Here is a 22,968-nt window from a genome sequence, read left to right as displayed (position 1 = left end):
GCGTTTTCCCGTTCGGCGTTCGCATCTCCTTCCGCATGGGGTGATCACTCCATGGCATTCCTGACGGCCCGTCCGGCGCCGCCCGTGGTCAGCGGCGGCTGCGCGTGCCGCGCCCGCCCGACCTGCGCCGGGTCCGGGCCCTGCCCTCCGGCCGCCGCCTGGCAGCGGACGCTCCCGGTCCGGTGGGGCCGCCCGGTCCGGTGGTACGCGCGGGCCAGCGCCGTCCGGCCCGCTCCGGATGCCCTCCGCCGTCCGTCGCCGGGGGTTCCGCACTCGCGGGCTCGGGAGCCGTGCCGGTGGCCGTGCCGTCGAGCCGTCGCAGCTCGTCATGGACCGCGGCGTGCATCGCCTGGTCCGCACCGTCCCGGCGAAGACACTGACGCAACAGCTCGGGATCGAGCCCCTCGTTGCACGCCTGATGGAGCAGCTTGGCGAAGAGGTAGTGCGGATCGACCCGCAGCGCCCGGCCGAGCGCGACCCGGGCCGAGGGCTCGTCGCCGGATGACCAGGCGACCCACCCGGCAAGGGTGAGCGGGGCTGCGGCGTGCTCCCCGTACGAGCCGACGCAGCGGCGGGCCAGTGCGCGCCACAGCCGCAGCGCCGCCTCGGCGTCCGGCCCCTCCATCCACTGGGCGGCCCGGTCGCGCGCCATCCTGTCCTGTAGCCCGATGATCACCGACGCGGCCTCCTCGTCGTCCAGCAGGCCGTCGTCGCGGGCATCGGCCGCGCCCGGGTCCGCGATCGGCGGCGCGCCGCGCAAGCGGTCCATCATCCGGCGCGCGAGGTCCAGGGTCTCCTCCCGCACGGCGGCACAGTCCACACCTCCCAGGATCTTCGGCACGAGCCGGCTCCCGGCCATGTCGAGCGTCCGCTCCTGCCCCTCGGCGCGAGCCCCGGTGAGCGGCGCGAGCCTGGCCTCCATCTCGCGCAGCGAACCGCGCACGTGCACCCCCGCGAAGGTCGCGGCCGCGGCCATCACCGAGGTGCCCGGCATGGCGAGCGGCACCCCTTCCGGCGGACAGCACCGCCGGTCGGGACAGACATACGACCAGAACCGGCCGTCGGAGAGGCACAGCGCCTCGAAGACCGGCACCTCGAGGCCGCCGCACGCGGTGCGCAGACGCTGGGCGAGGGGCCGCAGCCGCTCCATCACCTCCCGCCCGGACTCGCCCTCGGCCGGTTCCTGGCACAGGAACAGCACGATCCCGCCGGGCCGGTCACCACGCCGCTCACTGCCCCCGATCAGGCATTCGGCGAGCTGATCGCACACCTCGGGCCACTCCTCGCGGACGCGGGGGATGCCGAGCCGAAGCCTGCCGCCGAACCGGCCGCGCGGTCCGTGCAGCGCGATCATCACCACGCTGTCATCGGGGTGGAAGCCCAGAACGTAGGGCAGGGCGTCGGCGAGCTCGGCGGGGCTGCGGAGGGTGACCTGCTCCTCGCCGGACAGACCGGCCGTGTCGTTGTCTCGAGTCATGACCCGACGGTCCCTCAGCCCGGTCGGCTCCGCCAGCCCTGTGGATAACGTTATCCACAGGCTGCGGGCCCCGCTCGCGCGTTGTCGGGGGGATCGGGTTGCATGGGGGCATGAGCGACGAAGACCTGCGTATCTCGGCCGACCGCGTCCTGGCCCGCCTCGTCGGGGACACCACCGGCTCCGCACGACTGCGGGAGGATCAATGGCGGGCCATCGAGGCGCTGGTCGCCGATCGCCGTCGGGCGCTGGTCGTGCAGCGCACCGGCTGGGGCAAGTCCGCGGTGTATTTCGTCGCCACCGCGCTGCTGCGCGAGCGCGGCAGCGGCCCGACCGTGATCGTCTCCCCGCTGCTGGCGCTGATGCGCAACCAGGTCGACGCCGCGGCGCGGGCCGGTATCCACGCCCGCACCATCAACTCCTCGAACGCCGAGGAGTGGGACACCATCCAGGCGGAGGTGGCCGCGGGTGAGGTGGATGTGCTGCTGGTGAGCCCCGAGCGGCTGAACAACCCCGACTTCCGCGATCAGGTGCTGCCCCGGCTCGCCGCCGCCACCGGGCTGCTGGTCGTGGACGAGGCACACTGCATCTCCGACTGGGGCCATGACTTCCGGCCCGACTACCGCAGGCTGCGCACCATGCTGGCCGACCTGCCCCAGGGCGTGCCCGTGCTGGCCACGACGGCGACGGCCAACGCCCGGGTGACGGCGGATGTGGCCGAGCAGCTGGGCACGGGCGGGCGCGAGAAGCCGGGCGACGACGAGGGAAGCGCGCGGGCGCTGGTGCTGCGCGGGCCGCTGGACCGGGAGAGCCTGAGCCTGGGCGTGCTGCGGCTGCCGGATGCCGCGCACCGGCTCGCCTGGCTCGCCGACCACCTCCATGAGCTGCCGGGCTCCGGGATCATCTACACCCTCACCGTCGCCGCGGCCGAGGAGGTGACCGCGTTTCTGCGGCAGCGCGGCCACACCGTCGCTTCCTACACCGGCAAGACCGAGAACGCGGACCGCCAGCAGGCCGAGGAGGATCTCCTGGCCAACCGGGTCAAGGCGCTGGTCGCCACCTCCGCGCTGGGCATGGGCTTCGACAAGCCGGACCTGGGCTTTGTGGTGCACCTCGGTTCGCCCTCCTCCCCCATCGCCTACTACCAGCAGGTCGGGCGCGCCGGGCGTGGTGTGGAGCACGCCGAGGTGCTGCTGCTGCCGGGCCGCGAGGACGAGGCGATCTGGCGCTATTTCGCCTCGCTTGCCTTCCCGCCCGAGGAGCAGGTGCGCCGCACCCTCGACGTCCTGGCGGCAGCGGACCGGCCGGTGTCCCTGCCCGCGCTGGAGCCGCAGGTCGAGCTGCGGCGGTCGCGTCTGGAGACGATGCTCAAGGTGCTCGACGTGGACGGCGCGGTGCGGCGGGTGCGCGGCGGCTGGACGGCCACCGGCCGGCCCTGGACCTACGACGCCGAGCGGTACGCCTGGGTGGCGCGGCAGCGCGAGGCGGAGCAGCAGGCGATGCGCGACTATGCCTCGGCGACCGCCTGCCGGATGGAGTTCCTCCGGCAGCAGCTGGACGACGAGAAGGCGGCGCCCTGCGGCCGCTGTGACAACTGCGCGGGGGCCCGGTTCACCACCGAGGTGTCCGACGCTTCACTCGACGCGGCGCGTGGCGAGTTGGGGCGGCCCGGTGTGGAAGTGGAGCCGCGCCGCATGTGGCCGACCGGGCTGCCCGCGGTCGGCGTGGACCTCAAGGGGCGTATCCCGGCGGGCGAACAGGCCGCGACCGGGCGGGCGCTCGGCCGCCTCTCCGACATCGGCTGGGGAAACCGGCTGCGTCCGCAGCTCGCGCCGCAGGCTCCGGACACCCCGGTCCCCGACGATGTGGCGAGCGCGGTGGTGACCGTGCTCGCGGACTGGGCCAAGGGCCCCGGCGGATGGGCGTCGGGCGCCCCGGACGCACCGGCCCGTCCGGTGGGGGTTGTCTCGCTCGCCTCGCACACCCGGCCCCAGCTGATCCAGAGCCTCGCGGAGCGGATCGCCGCCATCGGCCGGATGCCTCTGCTGGGCACCGTCTCGTACCACGACACCGAGGTGGACACCCGCGTGCCGCGGACCAACAGCGCGCAGCGGCTGCGGGCGCTGCACGGGGCGCTGACAGTGCCGCCCGCTCTGGCGTCGGCCCTCGCCGAGGCCGGTGGCCCGGTACTGCTCGTCGATGACCTGGCGGACACCGGCTGGACGTTGGCCGTCGCGGCCCGGCTGCTTCGCCGGGCCGGTGCGGCGGCGGTGTTTCCGCTGGTCCTCGCCGTGCAGGGCTGAGCACGGCGGTGGTCCGGAGAAGGGATGAGGAATATAGGAGGCACATAGCCGCAAACCGGCCAGGTGTGCCAACTGCTCATTGCCGCGCGCGAGCGCTTCCCGCAAGAATTGTCTGAAGCTCCCCGCGCCGGCCCTCTCGTGGTCCTGACGGGGCCGTGTCGTGGTGTGCGCCCGCGCCCGACCCTCGCACGGACCATGGGCGCGCAGACGAAGGGAGGACTGTGACCTTCGGCTTCGCTCCGCCACCGTCCGCCGACCCCGCTGTCCGGCTGGGCCGGACGCTCGAACCCGCCGAATGGGCCGCCGCCGGCATTCCGCTGCTGCGCAATCCGCGCGAGGTCGTCCTCGGGCTGCACAGCCGCCATCTGCCGACTCCCTCGACGGCCGTCGTCGCGGTCCTCGACCCGGAGGAACGCCTGACGGCAAGCGCCTCGTTCAGGCAGCACGGCTCCGCCGCACCCGACGGATGGGCGTTCCGCAACGCCCTCCTGGCGCAGCTGCGCCGGGTGATCCCGCACGATCTGCGGCGCCGCTCGCCGATCCGCACCGCCGTGCTGCTCTACTGCCGCGAGGGTGAGAGCCGGTGGACCGAAGAGGACGGCGCCTGGATGTGGGGTCTGCGGGACGCCTGCACCCTGCACGGGCTGCGCTGTGGTGCGTACATCACGCTGACCCGGGAGGGCTGGCAGGTCCTGGGAGAGGGGCGGGGCGGCCGTCGGCCGCACTCCGCTTCGCTCCGGACCACCCTGGGGATCGCCCCCGCACCCGATGGCGACGCGGCGCCCCCGCCGCGTCCCCTGAACGGGACACACGAGGCGCTGCACCGCTCAGCGGCCGTGTGACCGCCGACCGTCCGGACGCCGGACAGCTCCGTGACGTGCGTCAGGGGCTGCCGGGCACCGGGCGTACGGGAACTGCGGAATCAGACGCCCGCGGTCATGAGGGTGTTGATGCGCTGCGGGTCACCGCAGACGATCAGCAGCGCCGAGGCACGGCTCATCGCCTGGGGCAGTGCGCCGGCCACGGCATCGTCCGCTCCGCCGTTGACGGCGACGACCACGACCGAGCGGCCCTTGGCGCGGTCGGCGTCCGCGGCGGCGTAGAAGACATCGTCACCGGCGTCGTGCTGCGCCCAGTAGGACGCCTCGCCGAAGGACAACTCGTGTGCCGCCCACGGATGCTGGTCCCCGGTGGTCAGCACCAGGATGTCGCCTGGCGCCCGGCCGGAGTCCAGCAGCAGGTCGACCGCCTCGTCGGCCGCGTCCAGGGCGCCGTCCACCGAGGCGGGGATCAGCTGGATCTGGGGCGCGGCCGTCGAGGCGGGGGCAGTCTTGGCAGCCGAGGCCGTCGGTGCGGTCGGCGCGGGCTTCGACGCATCGCTCGTGGTGCGCTGCGACGGAGCCGACGAGGTCCCGGCGGAACCACGGTTCGGACCGGGGCTGCCGGGCCGCCGCGGGGCGGGCCGGGGGCCGGGACCAGGGACAGGACGAGGGGTCGGCGCGGTGCGGCCTGCGGCCGGTGTCGCGCGAGGACCCGGGACACTCTCGTGAATCTGAGGCTCCTCGGGGATGAGAGGCATGGGCTGATGTCTATCAAACGTCGGTGCGAGTCGCACCAGCGGGTGGTGGTTTGGACCGTTCGGTCTGCTCAGAAGTCGAAGCCGAGTTGGCCGTCGACCTCCAGCTCGGACGGTCCAGGTGTCGTGCGCACGCGCTTGAGATGCCGCCAGCGGGGCAGCCCGTCCAGGTAGGCCCAGGACAGCCGGTGGTGGGGCGTGGGCCCCTGGTCCCGCAGGGCGGCGCGGTGCACGGGGGACGGGTATCCGGCGTTGTCCCCGAACCGGAAGTCCGCGTGTGCGTCCCCCAGTTCGGCCATCAACGCGTCCCGCCGCACCTTGGCGATCACGGAGGCGGCAGCGACGGCCACACAGGACTGATCGCCCTTGATGACCGTGCGGACCCTCCAGGGAGCGCCGAGGTAGTCGTGCTTGCCATCGAGGATCACCGCGTCCGGACGGACGGGCAGCCCCTCGAGAGCCCGGGTGGCGGCGAGCCGGAGGGCAGCCGTCATCCCCAGGTCGTCGATCTCCTCGGGCGAGGAGTGACCCAGGGCGTGCGCGGTGACCCACGTCTCCAACTCGTGCGCCAGCTCCGTGCGCCTCTTGGGGCTCAGCAGCTTGGAGTCCGTGAGCCCGGTCGGCGGGCGCCGCAGACCGGTGACCGCCGCGCAGACCGTCACCGGGCCCGCCCAGGCCCCTCGCCCGACCTCGTCGACACCGACGACGATCTTGGCTCCTGTCGTGGCGCGGAGCGAGCGCTCGACACTGTGGGTGGGCGGTTGGTAGGCCATGGCGAGGACAACATTACGCCGCTCACCCGGGCGCCGTGTACCCGGATCAGGCGCTCCGCCCCCAGGTGGCCGGAACGGGTCCGGCCACGGACGGCTTCGACGCCCCTCCCTACCCAACCGGACTCGGCGCGGGGGCGATTCGGTGGCGCGGGGCACCCGGCCGCGATCCGGGACGGCACTCGGTGCCGTCCGTCAGTCAGCCGCCGGGATCCAGGCCGGGAGCGGCTCGGTGAGCTCCTGCCATGCGCGAGGCGGTGCGCCGCCAGAACCGGACGCGACCACTCCCCCGGCGATCGCGCAGGTGGTGTCCACGTCCCCACCGGCCTGGGCGGTCGTCCAGAACGCGTCCTCGAAGGAGCCCAGATGCCGGGCCGCGGCCCACAGGGCGAAGGGCACGGTGTCGTGGGCGCTGGTGCGGCGGCCGCACCCCAGCACCGCGGCGACCGTACCGGCGTCCGCGTAGTCCAGCATGTCGCGGGCGCGCCGCAGCCCCGCCTGGACGGCGCTGCGCGGGACGGCCTCGACCACCCGGTCCAGCAGGGCTTCCGGCCCGCCGTGGCCCGCCGGGTCGGCCACCACGGCTGCCGCGGCGGCTACCGCCATCGCCCCCGCCACGGCTTCCCGGTGCTGGTGCGTGGTGTACGCGGAGATCTCCGCCTGATGCGTCGCTTGCTCCACGTCCCCGGCGTACCAGGCGCCCAGCGGAGCGATCCGCATCGCGGCGCCGTTACCCCATGATCCTTGTCCCTGGAACAGTCCGGAGGCCAGATCGCGCCAGTCGCCGCCCTCTCTGACCAGCCGGAGCATCCGGTTCACGGCGGGGCCGTACCCCCGGTCGAAGTCATGGCGCACGGCGAACGACCGGGCGAGGTCGTCCTGGTCGATCCGGCCGTGCTCGGCGAGGACGGCCAGCACGGAGCAGCCCATCTCGGTGTCGTCCGTCCACTGCCAGGGGGATGGCGGCAGTTCGCGGCGCTTGAGGAAGGGATAGTTGGCGGGAACGAAGAACTGGGAGCCGAGGGCATCGCCCACGGACAGCCCGCGCAGGCTCGCCAGAGCCCGGTGGTAACGGTCAGCGGTCATCGCTGGGCACTCTAACCGGTGAGTCCGTAGGGCTCGGGCGTACACCAGCGCTCGAAGGGGCGGTCGAGGTGGTAGCGGCCGTCGGAACCCAGCAGCAGCATCCGCGTCTCGGCGTTGTCCGGGTTGGACAGGGACTCGAATTCGGCCACGCTCCAGTGCAGCCAGCGCATGCAGAACAGCCTCATGGTCAGCCCATGGGTGACCAGCAGGACGTTCGGCGGGTGCGCCGGGTCCTCGAAGCTGCGCCACAGGCTCTCCAGGAACGCGTCCACCCGGTCGTAGACATCGGCCCCGGACTCGCCCTGCGCGAAGCGGTAGAAGAAGTGCCCGTAGGCGTCGCGGTACGCCTTCTGCTTCCGCACGTCCTCGCGGTCCTGCCAGTTTCCCCAGTCCTGCTCGCGCAGCCGCGGCTCCTCCCTGACCCGGGTACGGGAAGGGTCCAGGCCGAGCAGCTCCAGGGTCTGGTGGGTGCGGCGGTACGGCGACACATAGACCGAAACGCGCTCGTCGGCGAAGGTGGCACGCAGCCGGGCACCCGCCTCCTGCGCCTGCTGCCGCCCGGTCTCGGTCAGTCTCAGGGCATGGTCGGGCACGCGTTCGTACACCGAGTCATCGGCATTCCCCTCCGATTCTCCGTGCCGTATGAGGATGATGCGCCGGGGTCGTGCCATGCCGCCCACCCTAGATCGGGCGTCGGGCAAGCGCCTCGCTCCCCTCCTCCGTCACCAGGCGGCCGTCGCGGATCTCGCAGAGACGGCCGGTGAACCGGCGGCGCAGCAGCCGGTCGTGCGAGACCACCACCAGCGCGCCTTCCCATCGGTCCAGCGCCTGCTCCAGCTGCTCCACGAGGCCGAGGGCGAGATGGTTGGCGGGCTCGTCGAGCAGCAGGAGATCGGCGGGGCGGGCCAGCAGCCGGGCGAGGGCCAGGCGGCGGCGCTGGCCCGCGGAGAGCGCCCCCACCGGCACATGGAGATCACGCTCATGGAACAGACCGAAGGACAGCAGCAAGGCGGCGTGCTCCTCCGCCGCACCCGGCAGCCCGAGCCCGAAGGCCGATAACAACCGCTCCCTGGGGCGGGCGACCGGGATCTCCTGCGCGAGGTAGCCGATGCGGCCTCGACGCACCACGTGGCCCTCGTCCGGCCGCTCCACACCGGCCATCACCCGCAGCAGGGTGGATTTACCCGCCCCGTTCGCACCGTGGACGAGCAGCCTCTCGCCCGCGGCCACCGTGAGCGCGTCCACCGCCAGCCGGTCACCCACCCGGACCCCGTCCAGGCCGACGAGCGCCCCTTGCTCGCCGCCCGCCGCGGGGCGCCCGGCGAACCGCAGCGGTTCCGGCGGGCGCGGCACCGGGTCCTCCTCGAGCCTGCGCAGCCGCTCCCGGGCATTGCGCACACGGCTGGAGACCGAGGACTGCACCCGCCCCCTGTCCCGGTCGTAGGCCATCTTGTTGCCGTCTTTCATGCCCCGCCCCGGCGCGACCCGCCGCGCCACCGTCGTGGCGGACTCGGCCAGCGCTGCCGTCTCCGCGCACCACTCCTCGTAGGCCTGCTCCCAGCGGCGGCGGGCGGCGGCCTGTTCGGCGAGGAATCCGCGGTAGCCCCCGCCGTACCGCACCAAGGTGTGCCGGTCGGCGTCCACCTCGACGATCGCGGTCGCCACCCGCTCCAGGAACATGCGGTCGTGGGAGACCGCCACGAGCGTGCCCGGATGGGCCCGCAGCGCGTCCTCTAGCCAGGTGAGCGCCGTGCCGTCGAGATGGTTCGTCGGCTCGTCGAGAAGCATCACCTCGGGAGCCGCGGCGATCAGACAGGCCAGCCCGAGCCGGGCCTGCTCGCCCCCGGAGAGGCTGCCGAGCCGCCGCTCCCTCCCGACGGACCCCAGCCCCAGACCGTGCAGGGCCTTCTCGACCCGACTGTCCGCGGCATAGCCCCCGCGCGCTTCGAAAGCCGTGAGCACCTCGCCGTACTCGGTGAGCGCCTCCGGAGCGGAGCCGGTGAGGTCGGCCTCCAGCTCGCGCAGTCTGCGCTCCAAGGCACGGACCTCCGCCAAGGCCGCGTCGACGGCATCGCGGACCGTGCGATCAGGGGGCAGCTCGGGTGTCTGGCCGAGGTGGCCCAGACCGCCATCGGCCATGGTGACCACCACGCCGTCGTCCGGCGGTTCGGTACCGGCCAGCGCACGCAGAAACGTGGACTTGCCCGCGCCGTTCTCCCCGACGACGCCCACGCGCTCACCGGGCCGCACCGCGAACGACACGTCGTCGAGCAGGGTCCGGTCACCTCGGGACAGCGTCACACCGCGCAGTGAGATCTGAGTGGGCAAGGGCACTCCTCCGCGATCCGAGCGGTACGTCATACGACAGAGCCTGTAAACACAACCATAGTTGCATTATCCTCGGAGTGACACAGGAAACCCGCTAACACAACCGGAGTTGCAATTGCCGGAGACTGGCTCCCACACGCCCGGCACCGTCCGCCCCGGCGGGCGCACCGCGCGCACCCGTGCCGCGGTGCGCGACGCCGTGCTCACCGGCCTCGCCGAGCACGGCTATCCGGGCCTGACGGTCGAGTACGTCGCCGAGCTCTCGGGCGTCCACAAGACGACGGTCTACCGGCGCTGGGGCAGCGTCGAGGGGCTGGTGGCCGACGCGCTCCAGCTCGCCGGGGAGGATTCCTGGACACCCCCCGACACCGGCAGCCTCGACGGCGATCTGCGGGCTCTGGCCCGCGAGGTGACCGAGACGTTCGGCGACGCACCGACCGCGGCCGCACCGACCGCCTTCGTCGCCGCCGCGTTCCAGTCCCGGCGCGCGGCGGAGGCGCTCCACGACTTCTACGCCGAGCGGTTCGCCCGGTGTGAATCCGTGGTGACGCGGGCTGTCGAGCGCGGCGAGGCGCCCCTCGGGACCGACGCCGGGGCGGTCGTGCGGGCCGTATCCGCCCCGCTGTTCTTCCGGGTGCTGATCACTCGCGAACCCATCGGCACACCGCTCGCCGACCAATCGGCGGCCGCCGTCGCCGCCGCCGTCCGGGCCGGGGCGTACCTCCCGGCCGGGTGACGCTCGGACGCACGGCCCAAGGACTCAAACCGGGCGCGGTCGCGCCCTCAGACCGTCCAGGCCGACTCGACGCCCACCACGTCGCCGGCTATCGCGGCCACGTCCGCCTCCGTCTGGGCGCGCAACCCCAGCCGCTCCACCCGCTCCACCCGGTACTTCCCGTGTTCGGCGGCAGAATCCCACATCGACAGCACGAGGAACTCGTTGCCCGGTGCCTCGCCGAAAACCCCGCGCAGCATGCCGGGCGACCCGGCCATCGCCGGATTCCACACCTTCTCCTGCACCAGCGTGAAGTGGTCCACCCGGTCCGCGTGCACCCGGCAGTGCGCGACCCGCAGCACGTCCGCGTCGTTGAACCGGGGCTGGAAACCGACCTTCACATCGAAGCGATGCTCGAAGAGCCGGACCTGCATGTTCCGGTACGTGCCCGACTGCGCGGCCGCCAACCGATTGTGCGACCGCGCCATGAAGGAGTCGTAGAACGCCCGGCTCTCCCAGAACGCGAAGATGTGCGCCACGTTCGGCTGCCCCCGGCTCCAGCCACCGCCCTGCCCCCGGAATCCCGGCTCGCCGGGCATCCCCGCCCACTTCCGCTGCCCCCGCTCGAACCCCGGGCGGTCCACCACGGTGCAGCGAATCCACTTGACCAGCACCGCGCCATCCTACGGCCCCGACGGTGGCCCGCATCACACAGCGAACCGTCCGCCCCGCGCATCGGGGTGGACAGCCGGTGTCGCGATGGTGGTCGTATCCGGTCGTATCCGGTCGCCCCCACGGGCCTCCGGTCAGCGCCGCCTGCGCCCCGGCCCCGGCCCCGGAAGCCCCGCACCGGCACCCGGCATTCCGCTTCCGGGGGCCGACAGCCGCATGCCCGGACTCGGCGCGTACGCCGCCTGCAACTGCTGCCCTCCGGGCAGGGGCGCGTACCAGGCGCTTCCGTACAGGACGCTGCTGAGCCCGGACAACAGCCGTTGCGCATCGGGTTCCGATCGCACCACCAGCCGCATGAACTGGCTGCTGCTGCCGAGCTTGTTGCCGCACTCGCGCACCAGCACGCCGTGTTCGGACAGCAGCCGGTCCCGCACCTGCACGCCGTCCGCACCCTCCGGCAGTTTGACGAACACGAAGTTGCCTTGTGAGGGGAAGACGGTCATTCCCGGCAGACATCCCAGCTGCGCAATCATTTCCTGCCGGTCGCGGGCGAGCATCCGCAGGCTCATCTCGTAATCCTGCTGGTGGTCCTTGAGCATGAAAACGATGATCTCGGCGAAGGAATTGAGGTTCCACTTCGGCAGCCTGGAGCGGACCTTCCGCGCGAGCGAGGGGTTCGCCACCAAGTAGCCGAAGCGCACGCCGTGCAAACCGAAGTTCTTTCCCAGGCTGCGCAGGACGACGACGTTCGGGCGCACCACGGCCTCGTCGACGACGCTCGGCCACGGACCGGAGTCAGGGTCGACGAACTCCAGGAAGGACTCGTCGATGACGACCAGATCGAGGTCCGCGAGGGAGTCCATGAACGATATGACGGCGTCGCGGGAGAGGAGGCCGCCGTCGGGATTGTTGGGATTGCAGATGACGGCGGTGCGTGATCCCCGCTGCCGAATGAACGACACGAAGGCATCGGGATCGAGGGCGAAGCCGTGCCGTTCCGGCAGGCGGAACATGTCCACGCGCTTGCCGGTTTCGTCCGGCTGATCCGTCCACCGGCCGAAGGTGGGGATCGGCACGGCCAGGCTGTCCTTGACCAGCAAATGGTCGATCCAGGTGATGAGTTCCGTCGAGCCGTTGCCCATTGCCATGGTCTGTGGCTGGAGATCGAGCAGGTGCGCCAGTTCGGCTGTGATCGTATCGGCGGAGCTGGGGTAATAGGTGAGGATGTCGCGCAGCATGGCCGACAGCTCGTCGAACATACCGGGGGTGGGGAAATAGGGATTACAGGGGATACAGAAATCCACGATGTCCTGTCCGCCGCCCGCTACCCCCGCGCGATTCAGCATGAAGTACGACGGACTGTGGTTGGTGCCCCGGAAGAGCTGTGCGGCATTACCCGTGTTGCCGATGGCGGCGACAGTCACAGCAAGACCTCCTCGGTCACATGGGCCGTGCTGGGCACGACGTTCGGCTCCGCTTGCACAGAGCGTCGCGCACGAGCCACCGCCAGTCGGGGCGTTGCCGAATTTCATGGTGCGTGTGAGAAGTCGAGTGACAGGAGATACGGGAACCGCTACAGTCCCCCGGACTTCTGCCTGCGTCCCGGGCGACCACGGCACCGGCATCCCCTCCACCCACGCGAACCCACGCGAGCGGGGCGCGGCCCGAAGGCCACGCCCCGCGTCGAAGGTCACCCGCCAGGGCGGACGATCAGCTGCAACCGCTCGTCGAGCCGCAGCCCTCGCACAGGTAGCAGCTGCCCGCGCGGCGCATCTTGGTGCCGCAGGAGAAGCACAGCGGTGCGTCGGCGTTCAGGCCCAGCTGGATCTCGACCAGCTCGGTCGAGCTGTGGGCCTCCTTCGGGGCGGACGTCTCCGACTGGGACGCGGTCGTGGTGGCCTTCGGGGCCTCCAGCCGCCGCGGCGCCGACTGGGCGAGGCCCTCGACGTCGACATCGTCCTCGGACGCCTCGTAGGAACCCGTCTCCAGGTGACGCTGGCGCTCCTCGGCGGAGTGGATCCCGAGCGCCGACCGGGTCTCGAACGGCAGGAAGTCCAGCGCGAGCCGGCGGAAGATGTAGTCGACGATCGACTGAGCCATCCGCACGTCCGGGTCGTCCGTCATACCGGCCGGCTCGAAGCGCATGTTGGTGAACTTCGAGACGTACGTCTCCAGGGGCACCCCGTACTGGAGGCCGACCGAGACGGCGATGGAGAAGGCGTCCATCATGCCCGCGAGGGTCGAGCCCTGCTTGGACATCTTCAGGAAGACCTCTCCGAGCCCGTCGTCCGGGTAGGAGTTCGCCGTCATGTAGCCCTCGGCGCCGCCGACCGTGAAGGAGGTGGTGATGCCGGGGCGGCCCTTGGGCAGGCGCTTGCGGACCGGGCGGTACTCGACGACCTTCTCGACCTCCGGCTCGGCCTGCTCAGCCGCCTTCTCCTCCTTCTTCTTGGCGGAGAGCGGCTGGCCGACCTTGCAGTTGTCGCGGTAGATCGCCAGCGCCTTGAGGCCCAGCTTCCAGCCCTCGAAGTAGATCTCCTCGATCTCCTCGACGGTGGCCGACTCCGACATGTTGACCGTCTTGGAGATCGCGCCGGACAGGAACGGCTGGGCAGCGGCCATCATCCGCACATGGCCCATCGGCGAGATGGAGCGCTCGCCCATCGCGCAGTCGAAGACCTCGTAGTGCTCGAGCCTCAGCCCCGGCGCGTCGATCACATTGCCGTGCTCGGCGATGTGGGCGACGATCGCCTCGACCTGCTCCGGCTGGTAACCGAGCCGCTTGAGCGCCTTGGGGACCGTGTTGTTCACGATCTGCATCGAGCCGCCGCCGACCAGCTTCTTGAACTTCACCAGGGCCAGGTCCGGCTCGACGCCCGTGGTGTCGCAGTCCATCATCAGGCCGATGGTGCCGGTGGGGGCGAGCACCGACGCCTGGGCGTTGCGGAAGCCGCTCTTCTCACCGAGGCGCAGGACGTCCTGCCATGCCTCGGTGGCCGCCGCCCAGACCGGGGAGTCCAGGTCGTCCATGCGCTTGGCGATGGCGTTGGCGTCCGAGTGCTGCTTCATGACGCGGTTGTGGGCGTCCGCGTTGCGGGCGTAGCCGTCGTACGGGCCGACGACGGCCGCCAGCTCGGCGGAGCGCTTGTACGAGGTGCCGGTCATCAGGGAGGTGATGGCTCCGGCCAGGGCCCGGCCGCCGTCGCTGTCGTAGGCGTGACCGGTGGCCATCAGCAGGGCGCCGAGGTTGGCGTAGCCGATGCCCAGCTGGCGGAAGGCGCGGGTCGTCTCGCCGATCTTCTGGGTCGGGAAGTCCGCGAAGCAGATGGAGATGTCCATCGCGGTGATGACCAGCTCGACGACCTTGGCGAAGCGCTCGGCGTCGAAGCGCTGGTTGCCGGCGTCGTCGTCCTCGAGGAACTTCATGAGGTTGAGCGAGGCCAGGTTGCACGAGGAGTTGTCCAGGTGCATGTACTCGCTGCACGGGTTGGAGGCGGTGATCCGGCCCGTCTCCGGCGAGGTGTGCCAGTGGTTGATCGTGTCGTCGTACTGGATGCCCGGGTCGGCGCAGGCCCAGGCCGCCTCGGCCATCTTGCGGAAGAGGGACTTGGCGTCGATCTCCTCGATGGACTCACCGGTCAGGCGACTGCGCAGGCCGAACTGCGAGCCGGACTCCACGGCCTTCATGAACGTGTCGTTCACCCGGACCGAGTTGTTGGCGTTCTGGTACTGGACGGACGTGATGTCGTCGCCGCCCAGGTCCATGTCGAAGCCCGCGTCGCGCAGGGCGCGGACCTTCTCCTCTTCCTTGACCTTGGTCTCGATGAACGCCTCGACGTCCGGGTGGTCGACGTCGAGCACGACCATCTTGGCGGCCCGGCGGGTCGCGCCGCCCGACTTGATCGTTCCGGCGGAGGCGTCGGCGCCGCGCATGAAGGAGACGGGCCCGGAGGCGTTGCCGCCGGAGGAGAGCAGCTCCTTGGACGAGCGGATGCGGGAGAGGTTCAGGCCGGCGCCGGAGCCGCCCTTGAAGATCATCCCCTCTTCCTTGTACCAGTCCAGGATCGACTCCATGGAGTCGTCCACGGAGAGGATGAAGCAGGCGCTGACCTGCTGCGGCTGCTTGGTGCCGACGTTGAACCACACGGGCGAGTTGAAGCTGAAGACCTGGTGCAGCAGCGCGTACGTGAGCTCGTGATCGAAGATCTCGGCGTCCGCGGGGGAGGCGAAGTAGCCGTTGGCCTCGCCGGACTTGCGGTAGGTGCCGACCACCCGGTCGATGAGCTGCTTCAGGCTCGCCTCACGGGTCGGGGAGCCGACCGCGCCGCGGAAGTACTTGCTCGTGACGATGTTGACCGCGTTCACCGACCAGAAGTCGGGGAACTCCACGCCGCGCTGCTCGAAATTGACCGACCCGTCACGCCAGTTGGTCATGACGACGTCACGACGCTCCCAGACCACCTCGTCGTACGGGTGCACGCCAGGGGTGGTGTGGACGCGCTCGATACGCAGACCCTTGTTCTTGCTTCCCTTGGAGCGGGAGCCTCGTGCGGGGCCGCTCGTCGTCTCTGTCATTCCGCCTCCCTGTACGGGCGAAAACGCCCTGATGTGCCCATTTCTTCCCGGGCACGGTGTCTCTTGTCTTTCACCCGGAGGCGTGATGTGCCCCGGGCAGGTCTTCGGCCGCCGGTCAGTCGGCGGCAGTGACGGGCGCGGGGACCTCGGCGGCCCCTTCGGCGCCGGGCCCGCGGTCGTGCGCGGGAGGCCGTTGCTGGTCACGCAGCTCCGCGACCGCGGCCTCGAAATCCTCGAGCGAGTCGAAGGCGCGGTAGACGGAGGCGAAGCGGAGGTAGGCGACGAGGTCGAGCTCCTGGAGCGGACCGAGTATGGCGAGCCCCACGTCATGGGTGGACAGCTCGGCGCTTCCGGTGGCCCGTACGGCCTCCTCCACGCGCTGACCGAGCTTGGCGAGGGCGTCCTCGGTGACGGGACGGCCCTGGCATGCCTTGCGCACCCCGGAGATGACCTTGTCGCGACTGAAGGGCTCGGTGACCCCGCTCCGCTTGATCACCATCAGTGACGCGGTCTCCACGGTCGTGAAGCGGCGTGCACAGTCGGGGCACTGGCGGCGCCTGCGGATCGAGCAGCCGTCGTCCGTGGTCCGGCTGTCGACGACGCGGCTGTCGGGGTGCCTGCAGAAGGGGCAGTGCATGACTCCGTACCCTCCCTCACCCTCAAGAACGGCGCATGACTGACAAGCTCCGACCGGCCGCGCGGGGCCCGTCGAAGCGACCACAAGCATAGGCGAAGATCTCGGCAACGAATCACCAGGGACCACAAGCTGTGGGTGGCTGACATCCATCAAACCACTAGATCTGGTGTCTGGCACCCATCCGCACCGCGTGGCGTGTCATGACTCGGGAGCAGGCACGAGACTACGCGAACCCCACGGGTCCCGGATCCACAGGGGCCGGAGTGCAAGACTGAGGCCCGACGCCGGGCACGGCCGAAACCCGCCACCGGAGACGGCCGAAGCCTGCCGCAGGACACGACCGAAACCCGCCACCGGGGACGGCCGGCGCCCCCTCCTCAGCCTGCACCGGAACCGCCTTATACACCCAAGCCTGTGATCACGTCAGCCCATCTGGGATATTTCACTCGAACGTGTGTTTGGCGCAACCTTTCGAAAGCAACTACCGTTGTCCAACTAGGGAGAACATCTCGAGAGGGGCCGTCGTGACCACCACCGCAGAGAGCGCCGCTGTTACCGCCCAGGAGCGCTCCCAGAGCCGACTCGAACAGACGCACGCGATGAATCAGACTCACGCGATCAACGACGCGAGCACGAACCCAGAGGGGCAGAAGGCGACCCGATCACTACCCGGGCGACCTCCAGGCATCCGGGCGGACAGTTCAGGGCTGACCGACCGGCAGCGTCGCGTCATCGAGGTCATCCGCGACTCTGTGCAGCGACGCGGCTACCCCCCGTCCATGCGGGAGATCGGTCAGGCGGTGGGCCTCTCCAGCACCTCCTCCGTCGCCCATCAGCTGATGGCCCTGGAGCGCAAGGGCTTCCTGCGGCGTGACCCCCACCGGCCCCGCGCGTACGAGGTCCGTGGCTCCGACCAGCCCAGCGCGCAGCCGACGGACACCACCGGCAAGCCCGCCGCCTCCTACGTGCCGCTGGTCGGCCGGATCGCGGCCGGCGGGCCGATCCTCGCCGAGGAGTCGGTCGAGGACGTCTTCCCCCTCCCCCGCCAGCTGGTCGGCGACGGCGAGCTGTTCGTCCTGAAGGTGGTCGGCGACTCCATGATCGAAGCCGCCATCTGCGACGGGGACTGGGTCACGGTGCGCCGCCAGCCCGTCGCCGAGAACGGTGACATCGTCGCCGCGATGCTCGACGGGGAGGCGACGGTGAAGCGGTTCAAGCGCGAGGACGGCCATGTCTGGCTGCTCCCGCACAACGCCGCGTACCAGCCGATCCCCGGTGACGAGGCGACCATTCTGGGCAAGGTCGTCGCGGTGCTGCGGCGCGTCTGAGCCGACGGACCGTGGCGCGCCACCAGGCGTGCCCAACGACCGGGCCCCGGGACCACTGCGCCGGTTCCGGGGCCCTGCTGTAGGCCCGCGCTACGCCCCCTCGGCCTTGGCCGCCGCGTCGATCGCGGCCAGAGAACGGCGCACCTGGTTGCGGTCGGTCGTGTACCAGAAGTCCGGCATGGTCTTGCGCAGGAACGAGCCGTAGCGGGCCCGCTCGACCCGCGGGTCCAGAACGGCGACGATGCCGCGGTCCCCGGAGGCCCGCACGAGCCGGCCCGCGCCCTGAGCCATCAGAAGGGCGGCGTGCGTGGCCGCGACCGCCATGAAGCCATTGCCACCGGCCTCCTCCACGGCCTTCTGGCGAGCGCTCATCAGCGGGTCGTCGGGGCGCGGGAAGGGCACCCGGTCCATGACCACCAGCTGACAGCTCGGGCCCGGCACATCCACGCCCTGCCACAGCGACAGCGTGCCGAACAGGCAGGTCCTGGCGTCGGCGGCGAAAGCCCGGATCAGCTCGCCGAGGGTCTCCTCGCCCTGGAGGAGGATGGGCATGTCGAGCCGCCCGCGCAGCTCTTCCGCGGCGGCCTGCGCGCCGCGCATGGACGAGAACAGCCCGAGCGTGCGCCCGCCCGCGGCCTCCACCAGCTCGGCCAGCTCATCCAGCATGTCGCTGCGGCTGCCCTCGCGGCCGGGCTGGGCGAGATGCTTGGCGACGTAGAGGATCCCCTGCTTCGCGTAGTCGAAGGGCGAGCCGACGTCGAGGCCCTGCCAGCGCGGCGCGGACTCCTCGCCGCCTTCGGGGTCCTGCGGGCTCTCGGGAGCGAGACCGAGCGACGCGGCCACCCCGTTGAAGTCCCCGCCGATCTTGAGAGTCGCGGAGGTGAGGATCACCGAGCGGTCCTCGAACAGCTTCTCGCGCAGCAGACCGGACACGGACAGCGGGGCGACGCGCAGCGAGGCACCGAAGCGGTCGTGCCGCTCGTACCAGACCACGTCGAACTCGGAGCCTTCCACGATCCGCTCCGCCACCTGGTGGATGTTCTCCACCGCGCCCAGGGCCTGCTTGCGGACGGCGTCCTCGTCCTGAACCGAGGCATCACGGGTGGCACCGAGCGCGGAGATCACCGTGCGGGCCGCGTCGCGCAACGCCATCAGGGCATAGCTCAGGTCCTCGGGGATGGTCTCGAGGCGGCCGGGCAGAGCCAGCTCCATGATCCGCTCAAAGGTCTCCGAGGCGGTCTGGAGGGCGTCGGCCGCCTTCTCGTTGACCAGCTTGGCGGCGCGCCGCACGGCCCGGTTGACCTGGCCGGGGGTGAGCTCGCCGCTGGCGACGCCGGTGACGCGGGAGACCAGCTCATGCGCCTCGTCGACGATCAGCACCTCGTGGCCGGGCAGAACCGGGGCGCCCTCGATGGCGTCGATGGCGAGCAGCGCGTGGTTGGTGACGATCACCTCGGCGAGCTTGGCGCGCTCGCGGGCGGCCTCGGCGAAGCACTCCGCGCCATAGGCGCACTTGGACGCGCCGAGGCACTCCCGTGAGGTGACCGACACCTGGGACCAGGCACGGTCGGAGACGCCGGGCGTCAGGTCGTCGCGGTCGCCCGTCTCGGTCTCGTCGGACCAGTCGCGCAGCCGCATCAGGTCCTTGCCCAGCTTGCTGGTGGGCGCGGCCGCCTCGAAGGGGTCGAACAGTCCGGCTTCGTCGGCGTCGTCCTGCGGCACCCCTTCGTGGAGGCGGTGCAGGCACAGGTAGTTGGACCGCCCCTTGAGCATGGCGAACTCGGGGCGGCGGCGCAGCAGCGGATGCAGAGCGTCGACGGTACGCGGCAGATCGCGCTCGACGAGCTGGCGCTGGAGGGCGAGGGTCGCCGTGGCGACGACGACGGGCTCGCCGTGGGCGAGGGCGGGCACCAGATAGCCGAGCGACTTTCCGGTGCCGGTACCGGCCTGGACCAGCAGATGGGAGTTGTCGTCGATCGCCTCGGCCACGGCTTCGGCCATGGCTGTCTGGCCAGGGCGTTCGGTGCCGCCGACGGCGGTGACGGCGGCGTGCAGCAGGTCTGCGAGTGGAGGCGAGGACGTGTCAGTCATAGGGCTGCCAGCCTACGCGGCGGCACCGACATCACTCTCGCTGGCGGTCGCATCACCCTCCGTGGAGCGAACGCGTGGCATGGGCGGAACCCGGCCGGGCCGAGCGGTGTATCAGAGGTAAAGGCGGCGATCGGAGGCCGCCGCGGATCGCAGGGGGTCACGATGGCTCACAGCTGGTGGCGCAGGGCGCGGTCGCGCAGCATCAGTGCCGCGCGTTTGCCGGGGAGGTCGACCTCGGCGGAGAAGCGGAAACCGGCGCCGAGGAAGGCCGCGACGGAGGGGGTGTTGCGCAGGTCGGGTTCGGCGACGACGCGCGCGCAGGACGGGCGGTGTTCGAGTACGAGATCGGCCGCGGCGCGGAGCAGGATCGTGCCGAGGCCCTGGCCACGGTCGCCGATGCGACCGATGAGCAGGTGGATGCCGGTGTCGTGCGGCCGGGCCGGGTAGTGCCGGGCGAGCGGGTCGAGGTCGGCGCGATACACCTCCCAGTAGCTCATCGGGACCCCGTCGAGCACCCCCAGGCAGGGCACGCTGCGGCCATCGCCGTCGAGCTGGCCGCCCAGGTGGCTTGCCGTGATGTCGTCCGGGCCGTCGAGTTCCCAGAAGGCGGCCACGGCGGGGTCGTTCATCCATCGGGCGATGAGCCGCAGGTCGCGCCCGATGCGGACCGGGACCAGTTGGAAGGCTCCCGCCGGGGTGCTGGTGGGCCCCCATTCGGCGATGCGGTCGAGGAGGTCGGGGCGGCTGTCGAACTCCGGGCCGGTCAGCTGGCTCTCGGGGACTCGCGCGGTGTCTTCTTCCTGGCGCATCCGCATGTCGATGGTGTCGTCGGTGCTGGAGTCGGAGTGCGACACGGCGACGCTCTCCTCTCATGGATGTCAGACGCGCCGTGAGGGGCGTGATCGGCGGGGTGGACGGGCGTCATGCCGTGGAAGCGGCGGAAGTGACGAGGGGGTTGGCGATGGTGACGTAGACGGACTGGGTGTCGACCGGCCCGACGAGTTCGTCCAGGCCGCGTAGGCGGGTGAGCAGATTGGCCTTGCAGCGCAGGGTGGGCGTCTCGAGGAGGCGGGCGGGCAACTGCGAGCGGAGCTTGCCGGGACCGGACGCGGCGTCGGCGAGGAACCGGCGGAGCGCGGCCAGCAGCACGCGCTCGTCGGCGAGCCGCTGCGCCCCGAACGCTCCGATCATGCCGAGGACGTTGTTGACCCCGAGGTAGTAGGCGAAGCGCTCATCGGTGACCTCGTCGGACACGAAGGTGTCGCTGCGCCCGCCGATCCCGGGCAGCCGCCGCTGGAGATCGTCATAGCGGGACTCACGGAAGTAGTAGCCCTGGTTGTCCCGGTAGCGGCCCCCGACCGGCCAGCCGTCCGGGTCCAGCAGCACCAGGATGTTCTGCTGGTGTGCCTCCAGGGCGATGCCTGCCTCTCCGTCCAGCCAGAGCACGGGGCGTACGACCGTGTGCAGGTAGCGCAGGAACCACTCGGCGCTGACGGCCGCGGAGGAGCGGCCCGTGCGGGCGGCGAGCCGGGCGACGACGTGGGCCAGGCGTGAGCGCATCGCGGGCTGCCCCGGCCAGGTCCGGAGGGAGAGGAGCCCGGCGACGCAGACGGCGTCGTCGCCCGGGCCGAACGGGTTGTGCCGGATGACGACGTCGAGCCCGGTCAGGGGGTCGCCATCCGGCCCGTCCACCGCGAGCCAGGCCGGGTCACGGACGATGTCGAAGCCGGATCCGGGGAAGGCGGCCCGCCATCGCTCCGCCAGCCCGCTGCGCAGCAGCCGGTGCACCTCGACGCCGCGGCGAAGCTCCTTGCGGAGGTTCTCACGGCGGGAGTTGGTGATCCGCAGACCGAGGGAGAGTTTGAGCATCGCGGGCGCACCGGGCCGGTAGACGGTGCGGACCGAGGAGGTGGGGTGCCAGTGTCCGCCGGCCGGGCCGAGGTCGTGCAGCAGGCCCGCGTCGAACAGCGCGGCGACGGCCGGGCGGTGCCGGACCTCGTGTGCCTGCCAGGGGTGCAACGGCAAGGGCACGGATCCGGGGGGCAGTTGCAGACCACTGCCCGCGAGAGAGAGGGCCAGCCTCTCGGCGGGCACCGTTCGGCCGCGCTCGGTCCAGGCCGACTCACAGGCGAGCACGGACCGGTCAACGGCGAGCCACTGCAAAGGAAAGGAGCCACGCGATTCGGGTGAGCACACAGGTGAGGCAGCGTCGGAGAGACCTTCGCGGCTCTTCGGCGTGGGATGAAGGGGGTGACCGAGAAGGAGGGACTGTTCCGCGCTGAGAAAGGGGGTTCCGGCGTCGGGATCGGCGGGCGCGGCCCGGCGGTGGGCCAGGAATTGGGCGGTGCGTCGTACGGAGTCCGCGACGCGGCCGATGAGTTCGGAGGCCTCCGCGTCGGTCTCGTCCTGCCGGGCTGCATACGCCGCCTCCCGGGTGAGCAGCGCCGCGAGGGCCACCGCGCCGACAGCGGGGGCGTCCCACGGGCCGTGTTCCAGCACCGGTTCGCCGAAGCGGTGCCAGCCGGTGGCCGACCAGTAGCGCACGGGCACCTGGAGGGAGGTACCGCTCGCGGCGAGGGGAATGCGGAGGATGTCGCCGTCCGGGGGCCCTGCGGCGGTCTCCCGTACCCAGCAGCGCAGCAGGTTCTCGACCCCCGCGGCATCGGCGGCGAGCTGCGGATCGGGATGGTCGAGCGGGTCCTGCCCGGCGGTAGGAGCGGGTGCCTCGGGTGCGTCATGACCACCGTGGTCCTGCCGCGGTACCGGGGCCGTCCCGACGGGGGGCGGTTCGACAGCGGCTGCCGACGGTGTGAGAGCAGTGGCCCGGACCGGCGCGCTCGGCGCGGACTCGGCCGACGCGGACTGCGACGGCGCGGGCTGGGTCACCGTGGCCTGGGTCGGTGCGGGCCCCGTTGGCGCGGCCTGGGGCGGTGCGGGGTGGGGCGGCGCCGCGGCCTTGGGCGGCGCGGGCGGGAGGCCGGTGGGCTCCCCGGCGGTCATGGCTGCGGGCGGCTGGGGCACGAGCGGCGCGGGGACGGAGGGACCGGCGGTGGAGGGACCCGCCGTCGGCGACCCGGGTGGGGGCGTTGCCGACTCGGGTGGTGGGGCGGTGGGCTGAGACCGTGCCCCCGCGGAGTGCAGCACCCGTGGCTGTGATCCCGTCGGCGCGGTCGCGGGCGGGAACCCCGTCGTCTCCGCGGCGGCCCGCGGCGGCGCGGAGGACGCGGCGGGCGGTGTCTCGCCTCCGGCTGTGGGGTGCCCGGGAGCGGTGCGGGCCGTCCGGTCGCTCATGGCACCGTCCTCCGGGTCCGGCTGGGGATACAGGGGGGCTCGCCCAGGGGAGTGCGGCATGGTGGGTGCGGCGCTCGCGTCACGGCCTTCACGCCGGGAGCCTGGCGCCTGCCTCCTTCGAT

At 71.6% G+C, this 22,968-nt stretch carries 16 protein-coding genes and 1 pseudogene; 4 read left to right on the top strand and 13 right to left on the bottom strand.

Annotated features, from left to right (window positions below; genetic code table 11):
- Window positions 1-88: 88 nt before the first annotated feature.
- Complete coding sequence (locus LCH29_RS19050) at window positions 89-1,477, bottom strand: DUF4192 domain-containing protein (protein WP_446462928.1); 1,389 nt, start codon at window positions 1,475-1,477, stop codon at window positions 89-91.
- Between the two features lie 110 nt (window positions 1,478-1,587).
- Here LCH29_RS19050 and LCH29_RS19045 point away from each other — a divergent pair, with 110 nt between their 5' ends.
- Entirely contained in the window at window positions 1,588-3,777 is a 2,190-nt protein-coding gene (locus LCH29_RS19045) for a RecQ family ATP-dependent DNA helicase (protein WP_446462927.1), read from the top strand.
- A 221-nt stretch (window positions 3,778-3,998) separates the two neighbouring features.
- Window positions 3,999-4,619: a hypothetical protein gene (locus LCH29_RS19040; RefSeq protein WP_446462926.1), complete on the top strand. Its 621-nt coding sequence runs from the start codon at window positions 3,999-4,001 to the stop codon at window positions 4,617-4,619.
- A gap of 80 nt (window positions 4,620-4,699) precedes the next feature.
- Here the strand turns inward: LCH29_RS19040 and LCH29_RS19035 are convergent, their stop codons facing one another.
- The 5 genes from LCH29_RS19035 to LCH29_RS19015 form a co-directional block, all read right to left on the bottom strand.
- Window positions 4,700-5,356 carry a hypothetical protein gene (locus LCH29_RS19035; protein ID WP_446462925.1) on the bottom strand — a complete coding sequence of 219 codons (657 nt, stop codon included), beginning with the start codon at window positions 5,354-5,356 and terminating at the stop codon, window positions 4,700-4,702.
- Window positions 5,357-5,424: 68 nt separating this feature from the next.
- On the bottom strand, window positions 5,425-6,126 hold the full coding sequence (locus tag LCH29_RS19030) for a ribonuclease HII (RefSeq protein ID WP_123108505.1): 702 nt from the start codon (window positions 6,124-6,126) through the stop codon (window positions 5,425-5,427).
- A 192-nt stretch (window positions 6,127-6,318) separates the two neighbouring features.
- Entirely contained in the window at window positions 6,319-7,209 is an 891-nt protein-coding gene (locus tag LCH29_RS19025; protein WP_446462924.1) for an ADP-ribosylglycohydrolase family protein, read from the bottom strand.
- Window positions 7,210-7,220: 11 nt separating this feature from the next.
- A complete protein-coding gene (locus LCH29_RS19020; protein ID WP_446462923.1) occupies window positions 7,221-7,880 on the bottom strand; it encodes a histidine phosphatase family protein in 660 nt (219 codons plus the stop codon).
- A 10-nt stretch (window positions 7,881-7,890) separates the two neighbouring features.
- On the bottom strand, window positions 7,891-9,570 hold the full coding sequence (locus tag LCH29_RS19015) for an ABC-F family ATP-binding cassette domain-containing protein (RefSeq protein WP_446462922.1): 1,680 nt from the start codon (window positions 9,568-9,570) through the stop codon (window positions 7,891-7,893).
- A 76-nt stretch (window positions 9,571-9,646) separates the two neighbouring features.
- On the opposite strand from LCH29_RS19015, the gene LCH29_RS19010 reads away from it, so the two are divergent.
- The gene (locus tag LCH29_RS19010; RefSeq protein ID WP_446462921.1) at window positions 9,647-10,273 is read left to right on the top strand and encodes a TetR/AcrR family transcriptional regulator C-terminal ligand-binding domain-containing protein; all 627 of its coding nucleotides are present in this window, start codon (window positions 9,647-9,649) and stop codon (window positions 10,271-10,273) included.
- A gap of 47 nt (window positions 10,274-10,320) precedes the next feature.
- Here the strand turns inward: LCH29_RS19010 and LCH29_RS19005 are convergent, their stop codons facing one another.
- From LCH29_RS19005 to nrdR, 4 genes and pseudogenes are all read right to left on the bottom strand, one after another.
- Window positions 10,321-10,926, bottom strand: coding sequence for a YdbC family protein (locus tag LCH29_RS19005; protein ID WP_446462920.1), 606 nt, complete (start codon window positions 10,924-10,926; stop codon window positions 10,321-10,323).
- Between the two features lie 156 nt (window positions 10,927-11,082).
- Window positions 11,083-12,270, bottom strand: a pseudogene (locus LCH29_RS19000) (pyridoxal phosphate-dependent aminotransferase); the annotation flags it as partial.
- 364 nt (window positions 12,271-12,634) lie between these two features.
- On the bottom strand, window positions 12,635-15,499 hold the full coding sequence (locus LCH29_RS18995) for a vitamin B12-dependent ribonucleotide reductase (protein ID WP_446462919.1): 2,865 nt from the start codon (window positions 15,497-15,499) through the stop codon (window positions 12,635-12,637).
- 115 nt (window positions 15,500-15,614) lie between these two features.
- Complete coding sequence (nrdR, locus tag LCH29_RS18990) at window positions 15,615-16,136, bottom strand: transcriptional regulator NrdR (protein ID WP_446462918.1); 522 nt, start codon at window positions 16,134-16,136, stop codon at window positions 15,615-15,617.
- Between the two features lie 524 nt (window positions 16,137-16,660).
- On the opposite strand from nrdR, the gene lexA reads away from it, so the two are divergent.
- A complete protein-coding gene (lexA, locus tag LCH29_RS18985) occupies window positions 16,661-17,464 on the top strand; it encodes a transcriptional repressor LexA (protein WP_123108499.1) in 804 nt (267 codons plus the stop codon).
- 90 nt (window positions 17,465-17,554) lie between these two features.
- Here lexA and LCH29_RS18980 read toward each other — a convergent pair whose 3' ends face one another.
- From LCH29_RS18980 to LCH29_RS18970, 3 genes are all read right to left on the bottom strand, one after another.
- The gene (locus LCH29_RS18980; protein ID WP_446462917.1) at window positions 17,555-19,555 is read right to left on the bottom strand and encodes an ATP-dependent DNA helicase; all 2,001 of its coding nucleotides are present in this window, start codon (window positions 19,553-19,555) and stop codon (window positions 17,555-17,557) included.
- Between the two features lie 167 nt (window positions 19,556-19,722).
- Window positions 19,723-20,409: a GNAT family N-acetyltransferase gene (locus LCH29_RS18975; protein WP_446462916.1), complete on the bottom strand. Its 687-nt coding sequence runs from the start codon at window positions 20,407-20,409 to the stop codon at window positions 19,723-19,725.
- 67 nt (window positions 20,410-20,476) lie between these two features.
- The gene (locus LCH29_RS18970) at window positions 20,477-22,846 is read right to left on the bottom strand and encodes an IucA/IucC family protein (protein ID WP_446462915.1); all 2,370 of its coding nucleotides are present in this window, start codon (window positions 22,844-22,846) and stop codon (window positions 20,477-20,479) included.
- Between the last annotated feature and the right edge of the window lie 122 nt (window positions 22,847-22,968).

Source organism: Streptomyces sp. BRA346 (assembly GCF_052851135.1).
The sequence above is the reverse complement of the archived record's forward strand: the minus strand, read 5'-3'. Positions and strand labels throughout refer to the sequence as shown.